This is a genomic window from Shewanella baltica (assembly GCF_900456975.1).
Taxonomy (GTDB): domain Bacteria; phylum Pseudomonadota; class Gammaproteobacteria; order Enterobacterales; family Shewanellaceae; genus Shewanella; species Shewanella baltica.
The window spans coordinates 3,513,234-3,533,625 of the sequence record NZ_UGYM01000002.1; the positions used below are offsets into that span (position 1 = coordinate 3,513,234).

Here is a 20,392-nt window from a genome sequence, read left to right on the forward strand (position 1 = left end):
TCTCAACTGATTACTTCGATTAACTCTCTCAATTAAATATCTGAGTTAAACACCTAAAATCAGCCATAGACTCTCATTCAAATGGCTGACAATGGGATCAAACTAGACTCTAGCTAAGCTCTAGCCAAACCCTAACCCTAACCCTAACCCTAACCCTAACCCTAACCCTAACCCTAACCCTAACCAAAGAATAAACGCCACAGCCAAGATGAATCCAAATCTTTTTGGCAGGTTTTATATTGCGCCGCGTAACGTTTAGATCGCGCATCCACTTTGTTAGCTACTTTCACTAACCACGCCTTAGACTTGTAACTGCCACGGCGATAACCGCCCCAGCCTTCGTGATAATTAAGATACTGGGCCCGCGCATCCCATTTAGACACGCCATTAATCTTATGGGTTTTACTGATAAACCAGCCCATAAAATCCATAGCATCATCGAAATCACCGCGGCTCGACCAACTGTTGCCCGTCTCACGCACATAATCATCCCACGTCATGGTCTTAGCCTGCGCATAACCATAGGCATCGCTGGCACGGCCAATAGGGATAAATCCTAGAAAGTATTCCATCGGTGGCGCGGCATTGTGCTTGAATGAACTCTCTTGATACATCATCGCCAACGGCACATGCACTGGCACGCCCCATTTGTCACGGGCGTCTTTAGCGGCATCGTACCAATCTCGGTGTTCTTGAAATATCTCACACAAATTTTCAGGAGACTTAGGCGGAGACGTCGCGCAACCAGACAAGATGCCGAGACTTGCGCAGAGTAAGATAGCGGAGGGTTTATTCATTAATATCATATTCTTTGGAGAGTTAGCTGGCTCCATGATGTCATAGACTCAGTCTGAGGCAAGCATAAAAAGCTTTTTTGCGCTTAGAAGATCTAAGCGCAAGGGGTAAATCAATCTGACTTAAATCGGATGTTGCTGGCTTAGCACTTGAGCTTAACGCTTTGGCTATTTCGTTTCGGGACTCAGCTCAAATTGACACTCATGCTCTTCTTGCTGCCACACACCCGGTTCCCAATATCCCGTGTCTTTGCCCATATAACGCTTATCGGTGTGAAATAGCGCACCGATATGATAACGCTGATGGCTCTCAACATTGAGCTTAAATACCTTAGGCGTTCGTGCGGCAAGCGTGACCGACAAGCTAGGATCATCAATCAGTTCCGCGACAGTAAACTCATATTCGCCGGGCGATAGCTGATAATTAGGCTTAGAGACCACTGCCTGACCGTTTAAATGGGTCACGACGACGCGATACCAGTGAGTGCTGGCATCGGGCTGCAAATAACCCGACACAGTGCCACAGCCCAGTGGATCTTCTGGTGAAGCGGCGCAGCCTGATAATAAGGCACTGGCCCCAATCAAAGCTGCGCTGATACGCAAGCGAGTGAAAGAGAATAAGCCCCCTTTCACGACTGAGCTCCAAAGTAATCTTCCAGATAATCATCAAACGAAACTGAACGCTGCGCCGCTTCTAGCTCGGCCTGTTTGTTAAGCGAGCTAGATGCTTCGGCTTGATACTGCGCAACAGTCTCGCTCGACAAGGGATAATCGACAAAGAATTGATAGTATTGCTGCGCCAACGTCATCACCCACTGACCATGATCTTGGCCTTTGTTGATCACGTTTTGCAGCACTTGTCCCGACAGGGTCAAGTTAGGATCTTCAACCGCTTTACGCCAATGGGCTAACGCCACTTGATAATCCGTCGCCTCACCATCGAGCAATACCGCCAAAGGTTGCAGGGCATCAAACAACTCTTCTAACCAAGATTTAAGCGAACGTGAACCGTCTGCGGTTAATAACTCAAGCCCAGGTTTACGGCCTTCAAGCACTACAGCTTTAAGATTCGCGCTTAATCTCGCCTCTTCGCTGGCTTCAGACTTAGGCGACTGCGTTAATAAACAATAGAGCAGGAATAAATCGAGGAAGCGCACTTGGGTCGCCTCAATGCCAATCGGGCTAAATGGATTAACATCTAAAGCACGTACTTCAATGTATTCCACCCCGGCACGGGCTAAGGCTTCTGACGGCTTCTCGCCACTGCGCGTCACCCGTTTTGCACGTATTGGCGAGTAGAACTCGTTTTCAATCTGCAATACGTTAGCATTGAGCTGACGATACTCACCATCGACTTTAACGCCGATATTGGCAAAGTTTGCCGAAGGCATTTTGATGGCCGCATTCACGCCAGCCAGATACTCAGGCAAAGAGTTATAACTGATATTCAGCTCTTCTTGCTCTTTGTTGGTATAGCCTAAATCGCTCATACGCAACGAAGTCGCATAGGGTAGATACAAAGTACCGTGACCCGTTTTTTCAAACTTGAGATCGGTTTTTTGATCTTTAATGAAAGAGCTACATAACGCTGGTGAGGCACCAAATAAATAAGGTAGCACCCAGACTAAACGGCGGTAGTTACGGATCAAGCCAAAATAGGATTCAGAAATAAAATCATCGTAACTTAACTGCTTATCGCTCAATTCGTACAGGCTTTGCCATAACTCTTGCGATACCGAAAAGTTAAAGTGCACCCCAGAAATAATCTGCATCAAGGCGCCGTAACGATAGGTTAAGCCCTTACGATATAAGGTTTTCATCATACCGGTATTTGATGAACCATAACGGGCAACGGGGATCTGTTTCTCGTCCTTCACATAACAAGGCATGCTCACAGGCCACAGACGCTGACCATTTAAATGGCGCACGCTGAAGGCGTGAGTTTCAGTTAATCCGTTTAGCAATTGCTCAACATTATTATTTACCGGAGTAATAAACTCGAGCAAGGCCTCACTGTAATCCGTCGTAATACGCGAATGCATTAACGCTGAGCCTAAGGCTTCAGGATGCGAATCGGTGGCGAGATAACCCGACTCATCAATCCGCAACGCCTCACGTTCTATGCCACGTAACATACCCAAGAGTGCGGTGCGCCCATGGGCGTCCGAGAGATGTTGTACTAATTCATTGAATGACTTCAATTTGCGCTTCTCTAATTGGTGATTCGCTATCGCGACAAGGTTAACAGTCAGACCTTTATTTTGAGGCTTATCTTGCAAAATACGCCTCAAAATAAATCTAAACCTGTCTGTGGGGCAAGCCAAATTCACAACTTGTACTGTTAAAAGCAGACGGTGACAGCTAATGCTGTCACCGTCTTTCGATGTAAATCCGGTAAATATGTGACGAATAGTCGTTAATTAACGTACCCGCCTCTCACCTATATAAGGGCGAAATACCAATTTACAATACTAAAGTTTCAATTGGATAGCCCAATGCCGCTAAATCTGCTTCGATTTTCGCTTTATCTCCCACCACTAGAATCACCATTTTATTGATATCTAGCTCGGAAGCCGCGAGGGCATTGAGTTCATCTTTTGTTACAGTATTAATGATCTTATCCTGTTGAGTCGTAAAATCTTGGCTCAATTGGTAACGTTGGATCATTCGCATAAAGCCCGCTTTTTGATACGGCGTTTCATAATCAAGTGCTTGGCCTTGCGAGACTGAATTTCGCATAAAGGCAAGTTCAGTATCCGTCATACCCTTTTGCTGGTACGCACTGATTTCTTTTACAAACTCAGTGAGTGCTTTCGCCGTCACATCACTACGAACGTTACTTGATGCGACAAAATCACCGACTTCAGCACCGCCCGCAAAACTGGTGCGAGCGCCATAGGTATAACCTTTATTTTCACGTAAATTCAGGTTGATACGACTATTGAATGCGCCGCCGAGCGGATAATTCATCAGGTAAGATTTAAAGTAATCGCCTGTGGCATCATAGGGCAATGCGCGCTTGGCGATATTGATCACCGATTGCGCTGCGCCAGGTTTATCAATCAGATAAATCGTACCGCCTTTTAATGCTGGGAATGGCTTAAGTGGCGGCACCACAACTGCGGCCCCTTGCCACTGACTCAATCCCGCTAACTTAGGCAATAATACTGATTCAGGTAAATTGGCGACTGTGACGATTTTAGCGTTACCGCCTTGATACTGCTGGGCATAAAACGCTTTTACATCGGCTAACGTGAGCGCAGCGACTGAATCGAGCGTACCTATGTCATTCACGCCTAAGGCATTGTCTTTACCGTATAACAAAGACGACAACGCCGTATCAGCAAGGTAGCTAGGATCAGACTGCATATGCTGGATCTGCTGTAACTGCTGCTGTTTTACTCGGGTAAAGTCCGCTTCGTTGAAGGCTGGCTGGAAGAGCTTTTCTTCCATAATCGCCAGCGTCTCATCTAAATGCGCTGTCAGCGTCGATATTTTAATCGCACTTTGATATTCAGAGGCACTAAAGTCGACTGAACTGCCGAGCATTTCTAACGCTTGCGAAAGCGCTTCACTGCTGCGTTTCTGGCTCGACTCATTGAGCATTTCCGCAGTTAGCGTTGCTAAGCCCGCTTTTTCAACTGGTACCAGTCTATGGCCGCCATTAAGGTACACAATCAGCTCAACCGTTGGCGTTTCAGTGCTTTGTGTGCCCATGACTTCTATGCCATTGGCTAAGGTTTTTGTCCATATTGTCGGAACCTTTAACACAGGTGCGGCGCCTGATGCTGGCATCTTAGTTCGATCAAAACTTGAAACAAGTTCAGGCTTTGGCAAATCCCCTTCAACCGCCGTTTGCGCAATGGGCAAGGTCGCTGGCGTGAAGTTATCGGCATGGGCGATAAGTGACGTCATACCCTGCGGCACCACACTCATCACCACCATAGGCTTATTTTTAATGTATTGCTTGAACACGCGCATCACATCGTCTTTGGTCACATTAGCATAACGACTCAAATCTGAAGCTATCATGTTCGGATTGCCCGACAGCGTTTGGTTCATCGCTAAGGCAGACACTTTGCCAGAAACACTTTGCAGGCTGTAAATGGTATCGGCCTCAAACTGCACTTTAACTTTTTGCAAATCGTCATCGGTAACGCCACGTTGCTCAAACTCCTTAATAGAGTCGAGGATACGTTGTTCCAGATCCGCCAGTTTGCCACCCTTTTCAGGATTAGCTAAAGCATAAATCGACAGCTGACACGCCAGCTCTTGGCAAGGGTGGCTGACATTGGCCTGCACGGCATAACCATCCTTCACCAAGTTTTTATATAACAAGGATGTTTTGCCGCCGCCTAAAATATTGGCTAACAGATCGAGCGCAGCTTCATCAGGATGCCTTGCGTATACGGTTGGAAAACCAATACGGATCAAAGGCAAGTGCACTTGATCTTCCATGGAGATGTAACGCGTTTTATCTAAGTTAACCAGCGCCTTTTGCTCTAACGAGACTTCAGGGCCGCGGGGGATTTCACCAAAATATTTATTCACCCAGGCTAAGGTCTGCATTTCATCGAAATCGCCACCTATGGTCAGGGTTGCATTGTTAGGCCCATACCAACGTTGGAAAAAGTGTTTAACATCATCAACTGTGGCGCGATTAAGATCGTCCGGCCAGCCAATCACAGGCCAAGAATAAGGATGACCGACAGGATACATGGCTTGGCTAAAACGCTCACTCATGCGGCCATAGGGCTGATTATCGATACGCTGTGCACGCTCGTTTTTCACTGTCTCGCGCTGCACTTCAAATTTTTCACTGGTGAGCGCTGGCAATAAAAAGCCCATACGGTCCGACTCAAGCCACAGCATTTTCTCTAATTGATTGCTGGGTACGGTTTCAAAGTAGTTGGTTCTGTCGGTATTAGTCGTGCCGTTTAAGGTGCCGCCAGCTTCGGTAACCACTTCAAAATGTTGTTCATCGGCGACGTGCTGCGAGCCTTGGAACATCATGTGTTCAAATAAATGCGCAAAACCCGAACGGCCAGCCAATTCACGGGCAGAGCCCACATGATAAGTGACGTCGACATGCACTAAGGGATCGGAATCATCTTGATGCAAAATAACCGTTAACCCATTGGCTAATTGGTACTTTTTGTAGGGGATCCCTACTTGCGAATCGGCCAGTTGCACATTTTCAATAAGTTTAACGCCTGCGGGCAAGTTCGCCGTAGTCGTTTCAGATGCACAGCCCGCGAGTGCGGCAGAAATTGCGACCGCTAATATCCATTTCTTCAAAACATTCCCCTCATACATCAATGGGTCAAAAATACAGCTTCATAATCATAGTGCTGCGTATATTCATCGCTGTGTAGCGTCACAATGCGCTTAGTCATAGTACGCTTATTCACAGTCCGCTGAGTCAAAGTCCGTAGAATAAAGTGCGCTTAAATGATTAAGCATTGGGATTTATGACTCGCAAAATTGACACTAAGTTCCTATCTATACAGTAAATTCAGTCTAAACGGAAAAACACTCCCCGCCCTTAACCATTAAATGCATCCTAACGCCATCAAGCCATCCATTGCAGCACGGCAGCGGCAACAATTAAGTAACGAATTGTTTTACCGATTAAAATCATCAGTAAAGAGGAAATTAGCGGCAACCTCACCCAGCCCGCCAATAAACAGAGAATATCGCCAACAACCGGTGCCCATGAGAGTAACAGCGCCCACACGCCGTAGCGTTCAATCATGGCGAGCCCCTTTGCGTGTTTACCTGTCGCTAACGCTTCTGGTGATTTTGCGAGGCGACCTAAGCGGCCTAAATAGAAACTGGTCATCGCGCCCAACGTGTTGCCAATACTTGCCACCACGACCAGCGCAACCCAAGCCTCTGGGTTTTTGTTTAATAGCGCCACGAGTAAGACTTCAGATCCCCCCGGTAACAAAGTCGCCGCTAAAAAAGCGCCGGAGAACATAATACCTAACTCAGTCATAATGGCTTACTCAATGATAAATCTCTCTTTTTGTATTCAAGGCGATAAGGTTTGTCATGGGTTAATTGAATGTTTCACTTAATCTTTTTACAACAAACTCACTTATCACAATAAGTTATAAGAAAAACGGTTTGTTATAACCCTAGCTCTGTCGATACAATGGTTTAATTATGGCAATCAATGACCATGCGCATGACTGAGAGCGCGTTAACATCACGCTCAACTCGTTGAATACGAATCCTATCATCGCAGGTCTATTGGCTCACTCTTAATTTATTTTTCTGGAATATGCATGATCCTTCAAACCATTAGCCGCATTCCGTTTTGGCAAAAAGTCTTAGCAGGCTTTATCTTAGGTGCGCTCGTTGGCGTTATTTTAGGTGAAAGCGCCACAGTGCTAAAACCACTCGGTGATCTGTTCATTGGCGCCATTAAGATGTTGGTCGCGCCTTTGGTATTTTGTGCCATTGTCGTCAGTATCACGTCGCTAGGCTCGCAAACTAGCCTGAAACGCTTGAGCCTTAAAACCTTAGGCATGTTCATGCTGACAGGCACGATTGCCTCGCTGATTGGCTTAGCCGTAGGTTCAATGATCGACATGGGCGGCACTATGCAGCTCACGGCAACGGAAGTGCGCGAGCGTAATATTCCCGGTTTTGCACAAGTGTTGCTCGATATGATACCAGTCAATCCTTTCGCCTCACTGGCTGAAGGCAAGGTACTGCAAATTATCGTGTTTGCCGCGTTAGTGGGTATCGCTATCAATAAAGTCGGCGAGAAAGCTGAGCCGCTAAAACGCACCATAGAAGCGGGCGCAGAAGTCATGTTCCAACTGACTCGCATGGTCTTAAAACTAACCCCTATCGGTGTGTTTGGTTTAATGGCTTGGGTTGTCGGTGAATACGGTTTATCAACTCTACTGCCTTTAGGTAAGTTTATCGGGGCTATCTACATTGCCGCCTTTATCCACATCATCTTTGTCTACGGTGGCTTAGTGAAATTTGTCGGTGGTTTAAGCCCACTGCAATTTTTCCGCAAAGCTATGCCAGCGCAGTTAGTCGCCTTTAGTACTTCTTCAAGTTTCGGTACTTTACCTGCGAGTACACGTGCAGTCGAAACCATGGGCGTATCAAAGCGTTATAGCGCCTTTGTGATGCCATTAGGTGCGACGATGAACATGGACGGCTGTGGGGGTATTTATCCTGCGATTGCCGCTATCTTCATCGCGCAGATTTACAATATTCCGCTCGATACACTGGACTATGTGATGATTGCCGTGACTGCGACCGTCGCTTCTGTTGGTACCGCTGGCGTGCCGGGAAGTGCAATGGTGATGTTAACTGTGACCTTAGGTGTGATTGGTCTGCCACTTGAAGGCATTGCCTTTATCGCCGCGATTGACCGTATTATCGATATGATCCGCACGGCAACGAACGTGACGGGCGATATGATGACAGCAGTCGTGATTGGTAAATCAGAAAATGAACTCGATGAAGCGCAGTTCTATTCGAACGATACCCAAGACGTTACACCTGTGAGTTCGCAGCAATAACAATACTGGATCGAAGCCACTGCGCTAAACCATCAGTAACATTGCGTAAATTGCGTAAATTGCGCAGATGATGTAAATCAAGAGACCGCTTAGGCGGTCTTTTTTATTATTCAACAAACGGCCTTTAATCCGTCGGCTTTAAAGCCCCAATCAACTCCAACGGTCCTCATCAACTGCAAAATAGGTTACCCAAATAAGATCAAGCTGTTAGACTCTGAAGCCACTCTAACTCACATTTTAGCAGAACAGACAATGACGAGACTCTTCCTTATCCCGCTGATCCTATGTTTGTTTTGGGCGTTATTTTTAAAAGCCAACAAACTCACGCTAAAACAAGGCAGACGAGGTTTTATCTACATTATCGGCATAGGCGAAGGGATGATTTTAATCCTCATAACGTTAATGTGGTTAACGGCTTAGCAAAAGGCCAACTCAATACTGAGTTGGCCTTAGTGATAAAACTAAGCTAACGATTGGAATCATAGCGATTGAAATAAGTTCGAAGCTAAACCCGCTCCCTTACCGACTCGTGTTAACCCGATTCAGTTAACACGAGTCGGTTAACTCAGTGATTAGCCCAATCCGTTACCCAAGAACAGCAAGTAAAATCCCCGCCGCCACAGCAGAGCCTAACACCCCCGCCACATTAGGCCCCATTGCATGCATCAGCAGGAAGTTATGTTGATTCGCTTCCAACCCTACTTTGTTGACGACTCGCGCCGCCATAGGCACAGCCGACACCCCTGCCGCGCCAATCAGCGGATTCACTTTACCGCCCGACAGCTTACACATCAGCTTTGCCATCAACACCCCCGCGGCAGTACCAACACCGAAAGCCAAGGCACCCAAAACCAGAATCCCTAAGGTTTCCAGCCGCAGGAATTGATCCGCGGATAACTTAGAACCCACAGCTAACCCTAAGAAAATCGTGACGATATTAATAAGCTCGTTCTGCGCCGTTTTCGATAATCTATCCACTACGCCCGATTCGCGCATCAAGTTACCAAGGCAAAACATGCCCACTAACGGAGTGGCCGCGGGTAAGAAGAGGATCGTTAATCCCAGCACCATCAAAGGGAAAATGATCTTTTCTTTCTTGCTGACTTCGCGCAGCTGCTCCATTTTAATTTCGCGCTCAGCTTGGGTTGTCAGTAAGCGCATGATCGGCGGTTGAATAATAGGGACTAACGCCATATAGGAATAAGCCGCGACCGCAATCGCCCCCAATAACTCAGGCGCCAGTTTGGAGGCGAGGAAAATCGCCGTAGGTCCATCAGCACCGCCAATAATCGCAATGGCCGCCGCGTCCTTCATGGTGAACTCAAAGCCCGGCACTAAGTTCAGCGCTATCGCACCAATCAATGTCGCGAAAATCCCAAACTGCGCCGCCGCCCCTAACAACAGGGTTTTAGGATTGGCAATCAAGGCACTAAAGTCGGTCAGCGCGCCGACGCCCATAAAGATCAACAGTGGGAACACCCCAGTCTCAATCCCCACATGATAGGCGTAATACAGCATGCCACCTTCTTCGGTAAATCCCGCATGGGGAATGTTCGCCAGTACTGCACCAAAACCAATGGGCAGCAACAACAAAGGCTCAAATCCACGCACAATGGCGAGATACAAGAGCAAAGCGCCCACTGCCATCATCAACACTTGCCCGCCAGTAAAATGGGCAATACCAGTCTCGGCCCAAAAAGCCATTAAACCTTCCATAATGACTCCTACGCCAAGGCCAGTAATTGAGAACCCACAGACACTGAGTCGCCTTCTTTCACCCAGAGCTTAGCGATAATGCCATCGCCCTGAGCACGAATTTCAGTTTCCATCTTCATCGCCTCAAGGATGATCACGACATCGCCTTCACACACTCTATCGCCTGGAGAAACATGAACTTTGAAGATGTTGCCCGACAGCGGCGCGCTCATTTCAAGCCTGATCTCTCCATGGCACGCAGTTGGCGTAGTGCTCGCCGTAGCAGTTTGCACGGCATGAACACTTTGGCCCTGTGGCTGGATTTGCGAGATCTCCCCGCCTGTGGCGACTTCAACTACGTACTCTTTCCCTTCGACTGTTACCGTGTAGGTTTCAGGGCCACGATCCGCAGCATTAGTAGCAAGTGCTGAAGTCAATTCAGGTTTAGGCTCAAAGGCGCTTGGATCGTCACGATTCTTTAAGAGCTGCAATCCTATTTGTGGGAAGAGTGCATAGGTCAGCACATCATCGTCATGCTCTGAAGATAGGCGAATGCCTTGTTCCTGTGCTTTATCAGCTAACTCAAGCCGTAACTTAGCCAGCTCTGGCGTTAATAAATCCGCAGGGCGACATGTAATAGCTTCAGCCCCTTGCAACACTCTGGCTTGCAATGCGGCATCTACTGGCGCAGGCGTCGCGCCATATTCGCCCTTAAGCACGCCTTCAGTCTCTTTCGTCAGTGACTTATAACGCTCACCCATTAACACATTAATGACCGCCTGCGAGCCGACAATTTGCGATGTGGGCGTCACTAACGGCAAGAAACCTAAATCAGCACGAACGCGGGGGATTTCTTCCAATACCAAGTCCATCTTATCGGCCGCGCCTTGCTCCTTTAATTGGCTCTCCATATTGGTCAGCATGCCACCAGGCACTTGGGCACGTAAGATCCGCGAATCGATGCCTTTCAGCGCTCCTTCAAACTTAGCGTACTTCTTGCGCACTTCACGAAAATAAGCGGCAATCTCTTCAAGCAACACCATATCGTAACCAGTAGCGCGCTCAGTATCTTCCACCATAGCGATAACAGTTTCAGTTGCAGTATGTCCATAGGTTTGACTCATCGACGAAATTGCCGTATCGAGCACATCGATGCCCGCTTCAATGGCTTTCTGATAAGTGGCCGTACTCAACCCTGTCGTCGCATGACAATGCATAGATAACACGAGTTGCGTCTGAGATTTGAGTCGGCTAATAAGCTCAAACGCTTCCATCGGCTTAAGTAAGCCCGCCATATCTTTGATGCACAAAGAATCGCATCCCATATCTTCGAGACGTTTTGCCATATCAACCCACGTCTCTATGGTATGCACTGGACTCGTGGTATACGAAATCGTCCCCTGCGCATGGCCGCCAACTTGGCGCACTGCTTTCACCGCAGTCTCGAGGTTTCGAACATCGTTCATCGCATCGAAAATACGAAATACATCGACGCCATTGGTATGGGCGCGCTCAACAAAACGCGTGACTAAATCATCGGCATAATGGCGATAACCTAAGAGGTTTTGGCCACGCAGTAACATTTGCTGCGGCGTATTCGGCATGGCCTTTTTCAGCTCACGAATTCGATCCCAAGGATCTTCACCAAGATAACGAATGCAGGCATCAAAAGTTGCACCGCCCCAAGATTCCAGTGACCAGAAGCCGATCTTATCGAGTAGTGGCGCTATCGGTAACATGTCATCAATGCGTAAGCGCGTCGCTAAAATGGATTGATGCGCGTCCCGCAAAACGACATCAGTTAAAAATAATGGCTTAGCCACTGCCGTCGTAGAATTAGATACAAAAGTCATACTGCTCCCCATTACTTAATCTGTGAACGATACTGCTTTACCGCCAATGAAATCGCAGCGACCACATTTGGATCTAAAGGCTTAGCATCAGATTGCGATACCCTCTGCTGACTTTTAGCATGATTTTTAGCAAAACGTGCAGAGGCAGCATCGACTGCACACCAACGCGCAACTAAATGGATCCCAAGGATTAGTACACCTAAAAATAAATACACTAAGCCCATCCCCAAAAACATAATGCCAACGGCATCCAATAAAGATTGCGTTACATCCTCCATAGCTCCCCTACCCCTTACTCTCTCAATCCCTATCAAAAGTACGATTGCCCCAAACCATCGCTATCGCATCACAAGTTCAACATTCAATCGGTTGAGCGGTTTACAAACTATGGGTCTCTCGTAGACAGACCCATAGCGACCACCAAACCAAAGAATTTTTGAATAAAAAATCACATTTAAAAATTAATAACTCACGCAACAAGAAAATCAGCTTGAACTTAACCCGCTACAAACATAACCAATTGATAACAAAAACACCATGTGAATGTAAATTGGTCTTACCAATATTGAATAAATCCAAAGGCGGCCAGTCATTAATCCTCATAAATCGGGCAATTAATTCAATATTCCATAATGAAATACCCACTATGCTGGATTTAAGTCGAAATGATGTCCTAGGCTAAAAAATGATTCCTAAATTGAAGACAACGGACATAGGAATAAACCAAGTGAAAAAGTATGCAGATTTCACAATCCAAGTCACTGCTATTTGATTCTGAATGAATATAGAAAGGCATGTCGTTCTGAAGGAATTGATTGAAGAAGAGGAATGGGGTCAATCTAACAAATTAAATCATCCATTTTGACAACTTAAATGTCCCCTTGATACCAACACAAAGCGGTGCTAGAGGCTCAATACGGTTTGTTGTGGAGCGGCTATCTCGAAAGATAAACCACAGTGCTACCCGAGGTAGACCTTAGGCTCTTAGCTATTCGCAGGATTAATACCAATCGTATTAAATATCTGTTCATTCAGCGGGAGTTCAACGCGCTTTAGACAAGGCGAAGTGAAGGCATAGTGGTGCTCTGTCGAAAACCTTAAACGCAGTATAAAGCGCGTTGCCATGCCGTTAACAGTTAGCCGCCCTTCGGCATCCCACTCCGGTGTTGCATTGACTTAAAAGGGAATAACTATTTCCGCGTCAATGCGCCTTGGATTGAGATGACTGTGAGGCTGTGAACTGATTAGATATTTAATGTGATTGGTATAAGTAATAGGACAAGAACGAAATAAGGAAGCCTAGGATCGACAAGGAACTCAACAATTAAAAAATGAGCTGGTGAGCTGGTGAGCTGGTGAGCTGGTGAGCTGGTGAGCTGGTGAGCTGGTGAGCTGGTGAGCTGGTGAGCTGGTGAGCTGGTGAGCTGGTGAGTAAAAATAGTGGGGAAACATGCAAGTTGGAAGAAAAATATATCAATTTCTGCAAATTGCAGACGCAAAAAAGCCAGCTTATTCAGCTGGCTTCGTTACATCTCAATGAGATAATTAGGTGCTTGGCGATGACCTAATTTCTTTTATCCCCGAAGGGGATGCATGGGGGCGAGTCATCATTGCCTAAAATACGCAGCATTTTGATGATGCGTCGCGCGGAGCAATGTATTGCGCAGCTGGGGATCCCGCTCAGCGGCGGGTTGACATCGAGATAAGTTTTCGCGAAGCGTATAAACAGAAAAGCCCTAGCGGTTTAGGCTAGGGCTTTTCTGTTTATTTGGATGCTTGGCGATGACCTACTCTCACATGGGGAGACCCCACACTACCATCGGCGCGTTTGCGTTTCACTTCTGAGTTCGGGATGGGATCAGGTGGTTCCACAAGGCTATTGTCACCAAGCAAATTCTGTTTATTACCGTGTCCATCTCTGGACCACGTTAATAATAATTCGGAAAGCTGATTTGCTTTGTTTGAGTTCGCACTTCATCAAGTGTCGATATTCTGTCTAAGGCTTTCAGTAAAACCCATCTGGGTTGTATGGTTAAGCCTCTCGAGTCATTAGTACATGTTAGCTCAACGCCTCACAACGCTTACACACCATGCCTATCAACGTCCTAGTCTCGAACGGCTCTTTAGAGGAATTAAATTCCTAGGGATGACTCATCTTAGGGCTCGCTTCCCGCTTAGATGCTTTCAGCGGTTATCGATTCCGAACGTAGCTACCGGGCAATGCCATTGGCATGACAACCCGAACACCAGCGGTTCGTCCACTCCGGTCCTCTCGTACTAGGAGCAGCTCCCTTCAATCATCCAACGCCCACGGCAGATAGGGACCGAACTGTCTCACGACGTTCTGAACCCAGCTCGCGTACCACTTTAAATGGCGAACAGCCATACCCTTGGGACCGACTTCAGCCCCAGGATGTGATGAGCCGACATCGAGGTGCCAAACACCGCCGTCGATATGAACTCTTGGGCGGTATCAGCCTGTTATCCCCGGAGTACCTTTTATCCGTTGAGCGATGGCCCTTCCATTCAGAACCACCGGATCACTATGACCTACTTTCGTACCTGCTCGACGTGTATGTCTCGCAGTTAAGCTGGCTTATGCCATTGCACTAACCGTACGATGTCCGACCGTACTTAGCCAACCTTCGTGCTCCTCCGTTACTCTTTGGGAGGAGACCGCCCCAGTCAAACTACCCACCAGGCACTGTCCCTAATCCCGATAAGGGACCTAGGTTAGAACATCAAAACTACAAGGGTGGTATTTCAAGGACGACTCCATCATGACTAGCGTCACAACTTCAAAGTCTCCCACCTATCCTACACATGTAGGTTCAATGTTCAGTGCCAAGCTATAGTAAAGGTTCACGGGGTCTTTCCGTCTAGCCGCGGGTATACGGCATCTTCACCGCAATTTCAACTTCACTGAGTCTCGGCTGGAGACAGCGTGGCCATCATTACGCCATTCGTGCAGGTCGGAACTTACCCGACAAGGAATTTCGCTACCTTAGGACCGTTATAGTTACGGCCGCCGTTTACCGGGGCTTCGATCATGAGCTTCTCTTGCGATAACCCAATCAATTAACCTTCCGGCACCGGGCAGGCGTCACACCGTATACTTCCTCTTGCGAGTTTGCACAGTGCTGTGTTTTTGATAAACAGTTGCAGCCACCTGGTATCTGCGACTCCCGTCAGCTTAGAGAGCAAGTCTCATCACCAACAGGAGCGTACCTTCTCCCGAAGTTACGGTACCATTTTGCCTAGTTCCTTCAGCCGAGTTCTCTCAAGCGCCTTGGTATTCTCTACCCGACCACCTGTGTCGGTTTGGGGTACGATTCCCACTAACCTGAAGCTTAGAAGATTTTCCTGGAAGCATGGCATCAACTACTTCAGTCCCTTAGGACCTCGTCATCAGCTCTCAGTCTGCACACTAAAGTGCGATTCCCCGGATTTGCCTAAGAAATCAACCTACCACCTTAAACGCGGACTACCAACGCCGCGCTAGCCTAGCCTTCTCCGTCTCTCCATCGCAGTTAGCGGAAGTACAGAAATATTAATCTGTTTCCCATCGATTACGCCTTTCGGCCTCACCTTAGGGGTCGACTCACCCTGCCCCGATTAACGTTGGACAGGAACCCTTGGTCTTTCGGCGAGGGGGTTTTTCACCCCCTTTATCGTTACTCATGTCAGCATTCGCACTTCTGATACCTCCAGCGTGGGTTACCCCTTCACCTTCAACGGCTTACAGAACGCTCCTCTACCGCGCATCTCTAATGAAATGCACCCGTAGCTTCGGTGACTAGCTTAGCCCCGTTACATCTTCCGCGCAGGCCGACTCGACTAGTGAGCTATTACGCTTTCTTTAAATGATGGCTGCTTCTAAGCCAACATCCTAGCTGTCTAAGCCTTCCCACATCGTTTCCCACTTAGCTAGTACTTTGGGACCTTAGCTGACGGTCTGGGTTGTTTCCCTTTTGACGACGGACGTTAGCACCCGCCGTCTGTCTCCCGAGTAGTACTCATTGGTATTCGGAGTTTGCAAAGGGTTGGTAAGTCGGGATGACCCCCTAGCCTTAACAGTGCTCTACCCCCAATGGTATTCGCTCGAGGCGCTACCTAAATAGCTTTCGAGGAGAACCAGATATCTCCCGGTTTGATTGGCCTTTCACCCCCAGCCACAAGTCATCCGCTAATTTTTCAACATTAGTCGGTTCGGTCCTCCAGTTGATGTTACTCAACCTTCAACCTGCCCATGGCTAGATCACCGGGTTTCGGGTCTACACCTTGCAACTAAACGCGCAGTTAACACTCGGTTTCCCTACGGCTCCGCTATTCGCTTAACCTCGCTACAAAATGTAAGTCGCTGACCCATTATACAAAAGGTACGCAGTCACGGTCTCAAGAACCGCTCCCACTGCTTGTACGTATACGGTTTCAGGTTCTATTTCACTCCCCTCACAGGGGTTCTTTTCGCCTTTCCCTCACGGTACTGGTTCACTATCGGTCAGTCAGGAGTATTTAGCCTTGGAGGATGGTCCCCCCATATTCAAACAGGATGTCACGTGTCCCGCCTTACTCGTTTTCATCAATGGTTAGTTTTCATGTACGGGGCTATCACCCTGTGCCGCTGTGCTTTCCAACACATTCCACTAACACCCCACTGACTTAAGGGCTAATCCCCGTTCGCTCGCCGCTACTAGGGGAATCTCGGTTGATTTCTTTTCCTCCGGGTACTTAGATGTTTCAGTTCCCCGGGTTCGCCTCGCAACACTATGTATTCATGTTGCGATAACAGCTTATGCTGCTGGGTTCCCCCATTCGGACATCGTTAGCTCAAATGCTTGTTACTAGCTCGCCAACGCTTTTCGCAAGTTACTACGTCCTTCATCGCCTCTGACTGCCAAGGCATCCACCGTATACGCTTAGTCGCTTAACCATACAACCCAAATGAGTTTCACTTGAATTGTTGCGACCAGCTGGTTTTACTTGTCTCACTTCTGACCAAAGAAGTGGACGCGCCTTAGACGTAAACTATCCAATAAAGAATAATTTACTTTTGAATATTCAAGACACTTAATAAAGTGTTTGAGAACTCATGATGCAAACGTTTCCACGTTTACATCGGTTTGTAAGTAACATGACGACAGACATCATCACGTTACATACTATCAGCTTTCCAAATTGTTAAAGAACAATGCGTACCGGCTAGCGGCGCATTCAGCTCTGACTTCTCCTAAGAGAAGATAAACAAGCAATCTGTGTGAACACTCAACAAACATTAAGTTAGTCGTATAGGTAAGGAGGTGATCCAGCCCCAGGTTCCCCTAGGGCTACCTTGTTACGACTTCACCCCAGTCATGAACCACAAAGTGGTGAGCGCCCCCCCGAAGGTTAAGCTACCCACTTCTTTTGCAGCCCACTCCCATGGTGTGACGGGCGGTGTGTACAAGGCCCGGGAACGTATTCACCGTGGCATTCTGATCCACGATTACTAGCGATTCCGACTTCATGGAGTCGAGTTGCAGACTCCAATCCGGACTACGACGAGCTTTGTGAGATTAGCTCCACCTCGCGGCTTTGCAACCCTCTGTACTCGCCATTGTAGCACGTGTGTAGCCCTACTCGTAAGGGCCATGATGACTTGACGTCGTCCCCACCTTCCTCCGGTTTATCACCGGCAGTCTCCCTAGAGTTCCCACCATTACGTGCTGGCAAATAAGGATAGGGGTTGCGCTCGTTGCGGGACTTAACCCAACATTTCACAACACGAGCTGACGACAGCCATGCAGCACCTGTCTCACAGTTCCCGAAGGCACACCTGTATCTCTACTGGCTTCTGTGGATGTCAAGAGTAGGTAAGGTTCTTCGCGTTGCATCGAATTAAACCACATGCTCCACCGCTTGTGCGGGCCCCCGTCAATTCATTTGAGTTTTAACCTTGCGGCCGTACTCCCCAGGCGGTCTACTTAATGCGTTAGCTTGAGAGCCCAGTGTTCAAGACACCAAACTCCGAGTAGACATCGTTTACGGCGTGGACTACCAGGGTATCTAATCCTGTTTGCTCCCCACGCTTTCGTGCCTGAGCGTCAGTCTTTGTCCAGGGGGCCGCCTTCGCCACCGGTATTCCTCCAGATCTCTACGCATTTCACCGCTACACCTGGAATTCTACCCCCCTCTACAAGACTCTAGTTCGCCAGTTCGAAATGCAATTCCCAGGTTGAGCCCGGGGCTTTCACATCTCGCTTAACAAACCGCCTGCGCACGCTTTACGCCCAGTAATTCCGATTAACGCTCGGACCCTCCGTATTACCGCGGCTGCTGGCACGGAGTTAGCCGGTCCTTCTTCTGTAGGTAACGTCACAGCAACAGCGTATTAAACTATTACCTTTCCTCCCTACTGAAAGTGCTTTACAACCCGAAGGCCTTCTTCACACACGCGGCATGGCTGCATCAGGGTTTCCCCCATTGTGCAATATTCCCCACTGCTGCCTCCCGTAGGAGTCTGGGCCGTGTCTCAGTCCCAGTGTGGCTGATCATCCTCTCAGAACAGCTAGGGATCGTCGCCTTGGTGAGCCATTACCTCACCAACTAGCTAATCCCACCTAGGTTCATCCAATCGCGGAAGGCCCGAAGGTCCCCTCCTTTCCCCCGTAGGGCGTATGCGGTATTAGCAGTCGTTTCCAACTGTTATCCCCCTCGACTGGGCAGATCCCTAGGCATTACTCACCCGTCCGCCGCTCGCCGGCAAAGATAGTAAACTACCTTCCCGCTGCCGCTCGACTTGCATGTGTTAGGCCTGCCGCCAGCGTTCAATCTGAGCCATGATCAAACTCTTCAATTAAAGTTTTGTTGTTTGACTTACGTCAAACGGCTCAACGAATTCTGTTCGACTCCTATTTATTCGAAAATAAGTAGTAAGTCTTTGTACATATTGCTATGAACACTCATCACTCTCGTGAAAGAATTGGTTGATTTAAATTTTTGACTGCCAACCCGAAGGTTAAGCAGTTTCGATTAACTCAACACCTGTGAGTGTTCACACAGATTTCTTGTTTTATCTTGTTAAAGAGCAACTCAATATCCGTAAGAGAACTTGAGTACCACACTGAGCGTCGAACGCTTCCAGTTGGCTAGGGCTGCGTATTCTACGCATTTCCCGTTTCGCGTCAAGGAGTTTTTGCAAACTTTCTCAACACTCATCAATTAGTAAACTCATTGATGAACTGTCACATCAGGCTGCTTAACGCTGTCTGCCGTGTCAGTGGATGCGCATTATAGGGAGCAGGAGATTTTGTGCAAGGGCTTTTTTAACAATCAGCGCCAAGCGAATAAATAACCACCAAACTGCAGAAATATACTGCAATATTGAGCAATATCGCTGTTTGGGTTGATAAGTCTGGCAGAAGAAATTACCTATTGCAGAGGTTTTAATAGATTGAATGGGCATAAACAGAAGTTGATAGCTATTTTTCGCTATATCTATCAGTAAACCTCTAAAAACGTTATGCCTAGTGTGATGCCTTACTCTTGTTTGCACCTAGCTAATGATAAGCAATGATCAAATGCACGAGCCCTAAGGTTTATGCTCTTCTTGTTTCTCTTTCTCGAGATCTGTAACGACTTGAGTTTGTGCAGCGACTTGGACTGAGGAGTTCGTTTCGACACTCGCCGTGACATTATCTCCTACAACGTGAGCGACTTTGAGCTTTCTCACCGTTCTGATAGTAATGATCGGGCCTGAAATCGCATATAAGTAGAAGCCGACACATAAAATCAATGCAGGTTGCACCGACACCACCACAAACACACCGACGACCAGTAAGATCACGATGAAGTTAACCTTGCCGCGCCAATCAATTTCTTTAAAGGAGTGATAGCGGAAATTGCTGACCATCAGTAAACCGGTTGCTGCCGTAACAAGGGCCGCAATCCAACTGATATTTCTTCCATCGAGACTGTATTGATTACCAAGCCAAATACTGCCAGCAATAACAGCGGCGGCAGCCGGGCTGGCGAGACCTTGAAAGTAACGCTTATCAGCGACGCCAACTTGCGTATTAAATCGAGCAAGCCTGAGTGCTGCACCTGCGCAATAGATAAATGCGGCCAGCCAACCAATTTTACCTAAGTCCGCTAATGCCCAATTGTAGGCGAGTAGTGCTGGCGCCATTCCGAAGGACACCATATCGGCCATACTGTCGTACTCAGCACCAAAATCACTTTGGGTATTAGTCAGTCTTGCCACTCGTCCATCGAGCCCATCACAAATCATGGCAATAAAAATGGCTATCGCTGCGGCTTCAAAGTTAGCATTCATGGAAGCAATTACGGCATAAAAACCAGAAAACAAACCCGCTGTGGTAAAAAGGTTCGGTAATAAATAGATACCTTTATTCTTTACTGTTTGATTTGAAGAATTTTGCATACACTTATTACGCTAGTTCAGTGAAGAGAAGTTAGCTTTCAAGATAACATATTTTATTATCATGTCGATGAGAGACCA

The 20,392-nt window shown here is 47.6% G+C and carries 12 protein-coding genes and 3 rRNA genes; 2 read left to right on the plus strand and 13 right to left on the minus strand.

Annotation, left to right across the window (positions count from 1 at the left end; all coding sequences use genetic code 11):
- Positions 1–179 precede the first annotated feature (179 nt).
- The 5 genes from DYH48_RS15730 to DYH48_RS15750 all read right to left on the minus strand — a co-directional run bounded on the left by DYH48_RS15730 (position 180) and on the right by DYH48_RS15750 (position 6,792).
- Positions 180–797, minus strand: coding sequence for a transglycosylase SLT domain-containing protein (locus tag DYH48_RS15730; protein ID WP_305888104.1), 618 nt, complete (start codon positions 795–797; stop codon positions 180–182).
- 165 nt (positions 798–962) lie between these two features.
- Positions 963–1,427, minus strand: coding sequence for a hypothetical protein (locus DYH48_RS15735; RefSeq protein WP_107402433.1), 465 nt, complete (start codon positions 1,425–1,427; stop codon positions 963–965).
- A complete protein-coding gene (gene gshA, locus DYH48_RS15740; RefSeq protein WP_107402434.1) occupies positions 1,424–3,073 on the minus strand; it encodes a glutamate--cysteine ligase in 1,650 nt (549 codons plus the stop codon). The genes DYH48_RS15735 and gshA overlap by 4 nt, the downstream gene beginning before the upstream one ends.
- Before the next feature lie 184 nt (positions 3,074–3,257).
- Entirely contained in the window at positions 3,258–6,110 is a 2,853-nt protein-coding gene (locus DYH48_RS15745; RefSeq protein ID WP_115335305.1) for a M16 family metallopeptidase, read from the minus strand.
- A 256-nt stretch (positions 6,111–6,366) separates the two neighbouring features.
- Entirely contained in the window at positions 6,367–6,792 is a 426-nt protein-coding gene (locus DYH48_RS15750; protein ID WP_115335306.1) for a YqaA family protein, read from the minus strand.
- 292 nt (positions 6,793–7,084) lie between these two features.
- Here DYH48_RS15750 and DYH48_RS15755 point away from each other — a divergent pair, with 292 nt between their 5' ends.
- Together DYH48_RS15755 and DYH48_RS23725 are read left to right on the plus strand one after the other, a co-directional pair.
- Complete coding sequence (locus DYH48_RS15755) at positions 7,085–8,344, plus strand: dicarboxylate/amino acid:cation symporter (RefSeq protein WP_006084953.1); 1,260 nt, start codon at positions 7,085–7,087, stop codon at positions 8,342–8,344.
- A gap of 252 nt (positions 8,345–8,596) precedes the next feature.
- Entirely contained in the window at positions 8,597–8,764 is a 168-nt protein-coding gene (locus tag DYH48_RS23725; RefSeq protein WP_006080601.1) for a hypothetical protein, read from the plus strand.
- 165 nt (positions 8,765–8,929) lie between these two features.
- On the opposite strand, the gene DYH48_RS15760 is transcribed toward DYH48_RS23725, so the two are convergent.
- From DYH48_RS15760 to pssA, 8 genes are all read right to left on the minus strand, one after another.
- The gene (locus DYH48_RS15760) at positions 8,930–10,060 is read right to left on the minus strand and encodes a sodium ion-translocating decarboxylase subunit beta (protein ID WP_006084952.1); all 1,131 of its coding nucleotides are present in this window, start codon (positions 10,058–10,060) and stop codon (positions 8,930–8,932) included.
- Positions 10,061–10,068: 8 nt separating this feature from the next.
- On the minus strand, positions 10,069–11,892 hold the full coding sequence (gene oadA, locus DYH48_RS15765; RefSeq protein WP_115336150.1) for a sodium-extruding oxaloacetate decarboxylase subunit alpha: 1,824 nt from the start codon (positions 11,890–11,892) through the stop codon (positions 10,069–10,071).
- An 11-nt stretch (positions 11,893–11,903) separates the two neighbouring features.
- The gene (locus tag DYH48_RS15770) at positions 11,904–12,170 is read right to left on the minus strand and encodes an OadG family transporter subunit (RefSeq protein WP_115335307.1); all 267 of its coding nucleotides are present in this window, start codon (positions 12,168–12,170) and stop codon (positions 11,904–11,906) included.
- 966 nt (positions 12,171–13,136) lie between these two features.
- Entirely contained in the window at positions 13,137–13,391 is a 255-nt protein-coding gene (locus tag DYH48_RS23730) for a hypothetical protein (RefSeq protein WP_172481198.1), read from the minus strand.
- A 275-nt stretch (positions 13,392–13,666) separates the two neighbouring features.
- A 5S ribosomal RNA gene (gene rrf / locus DYH48_RS15780) occupies positions 13,667–13,782 on the minus strand.
- Between the two features lie 138 nt (positions 13,783–13,920).
- Positions 13,921–16,825 (minus strand): 23S ribosomal RNA (locus DYH48_RS15785).
- A 360-nt stretch (positions 16,826–17,185) separates the two neighbouring features.
- Positions 17,186–18,730: ribosomal RNA gene (locus tag DYH48_RS15790) — 16S ribosomal RNA — on the minus strand.
- The 16S, 23S and 5S rRNA genes sit together here, the layout of an rRNA operon.
- A gap of 732 nt (positions 18,731–19,462) precedes the next feature.
- A complete protein-coding gene (gene pssA, locus DYH48_RS15795; RefSeq protein ID WP_107402438.1) occupies positions 19,463–20,314 on the minus strand; it encodes a CDP-diacylglycerol--serine O-phosphatidyltransferase in 852 nt (283 codons plus the stop codon).
- Positions 20,315–20,392: the final 78 nt, after the last annotated feature.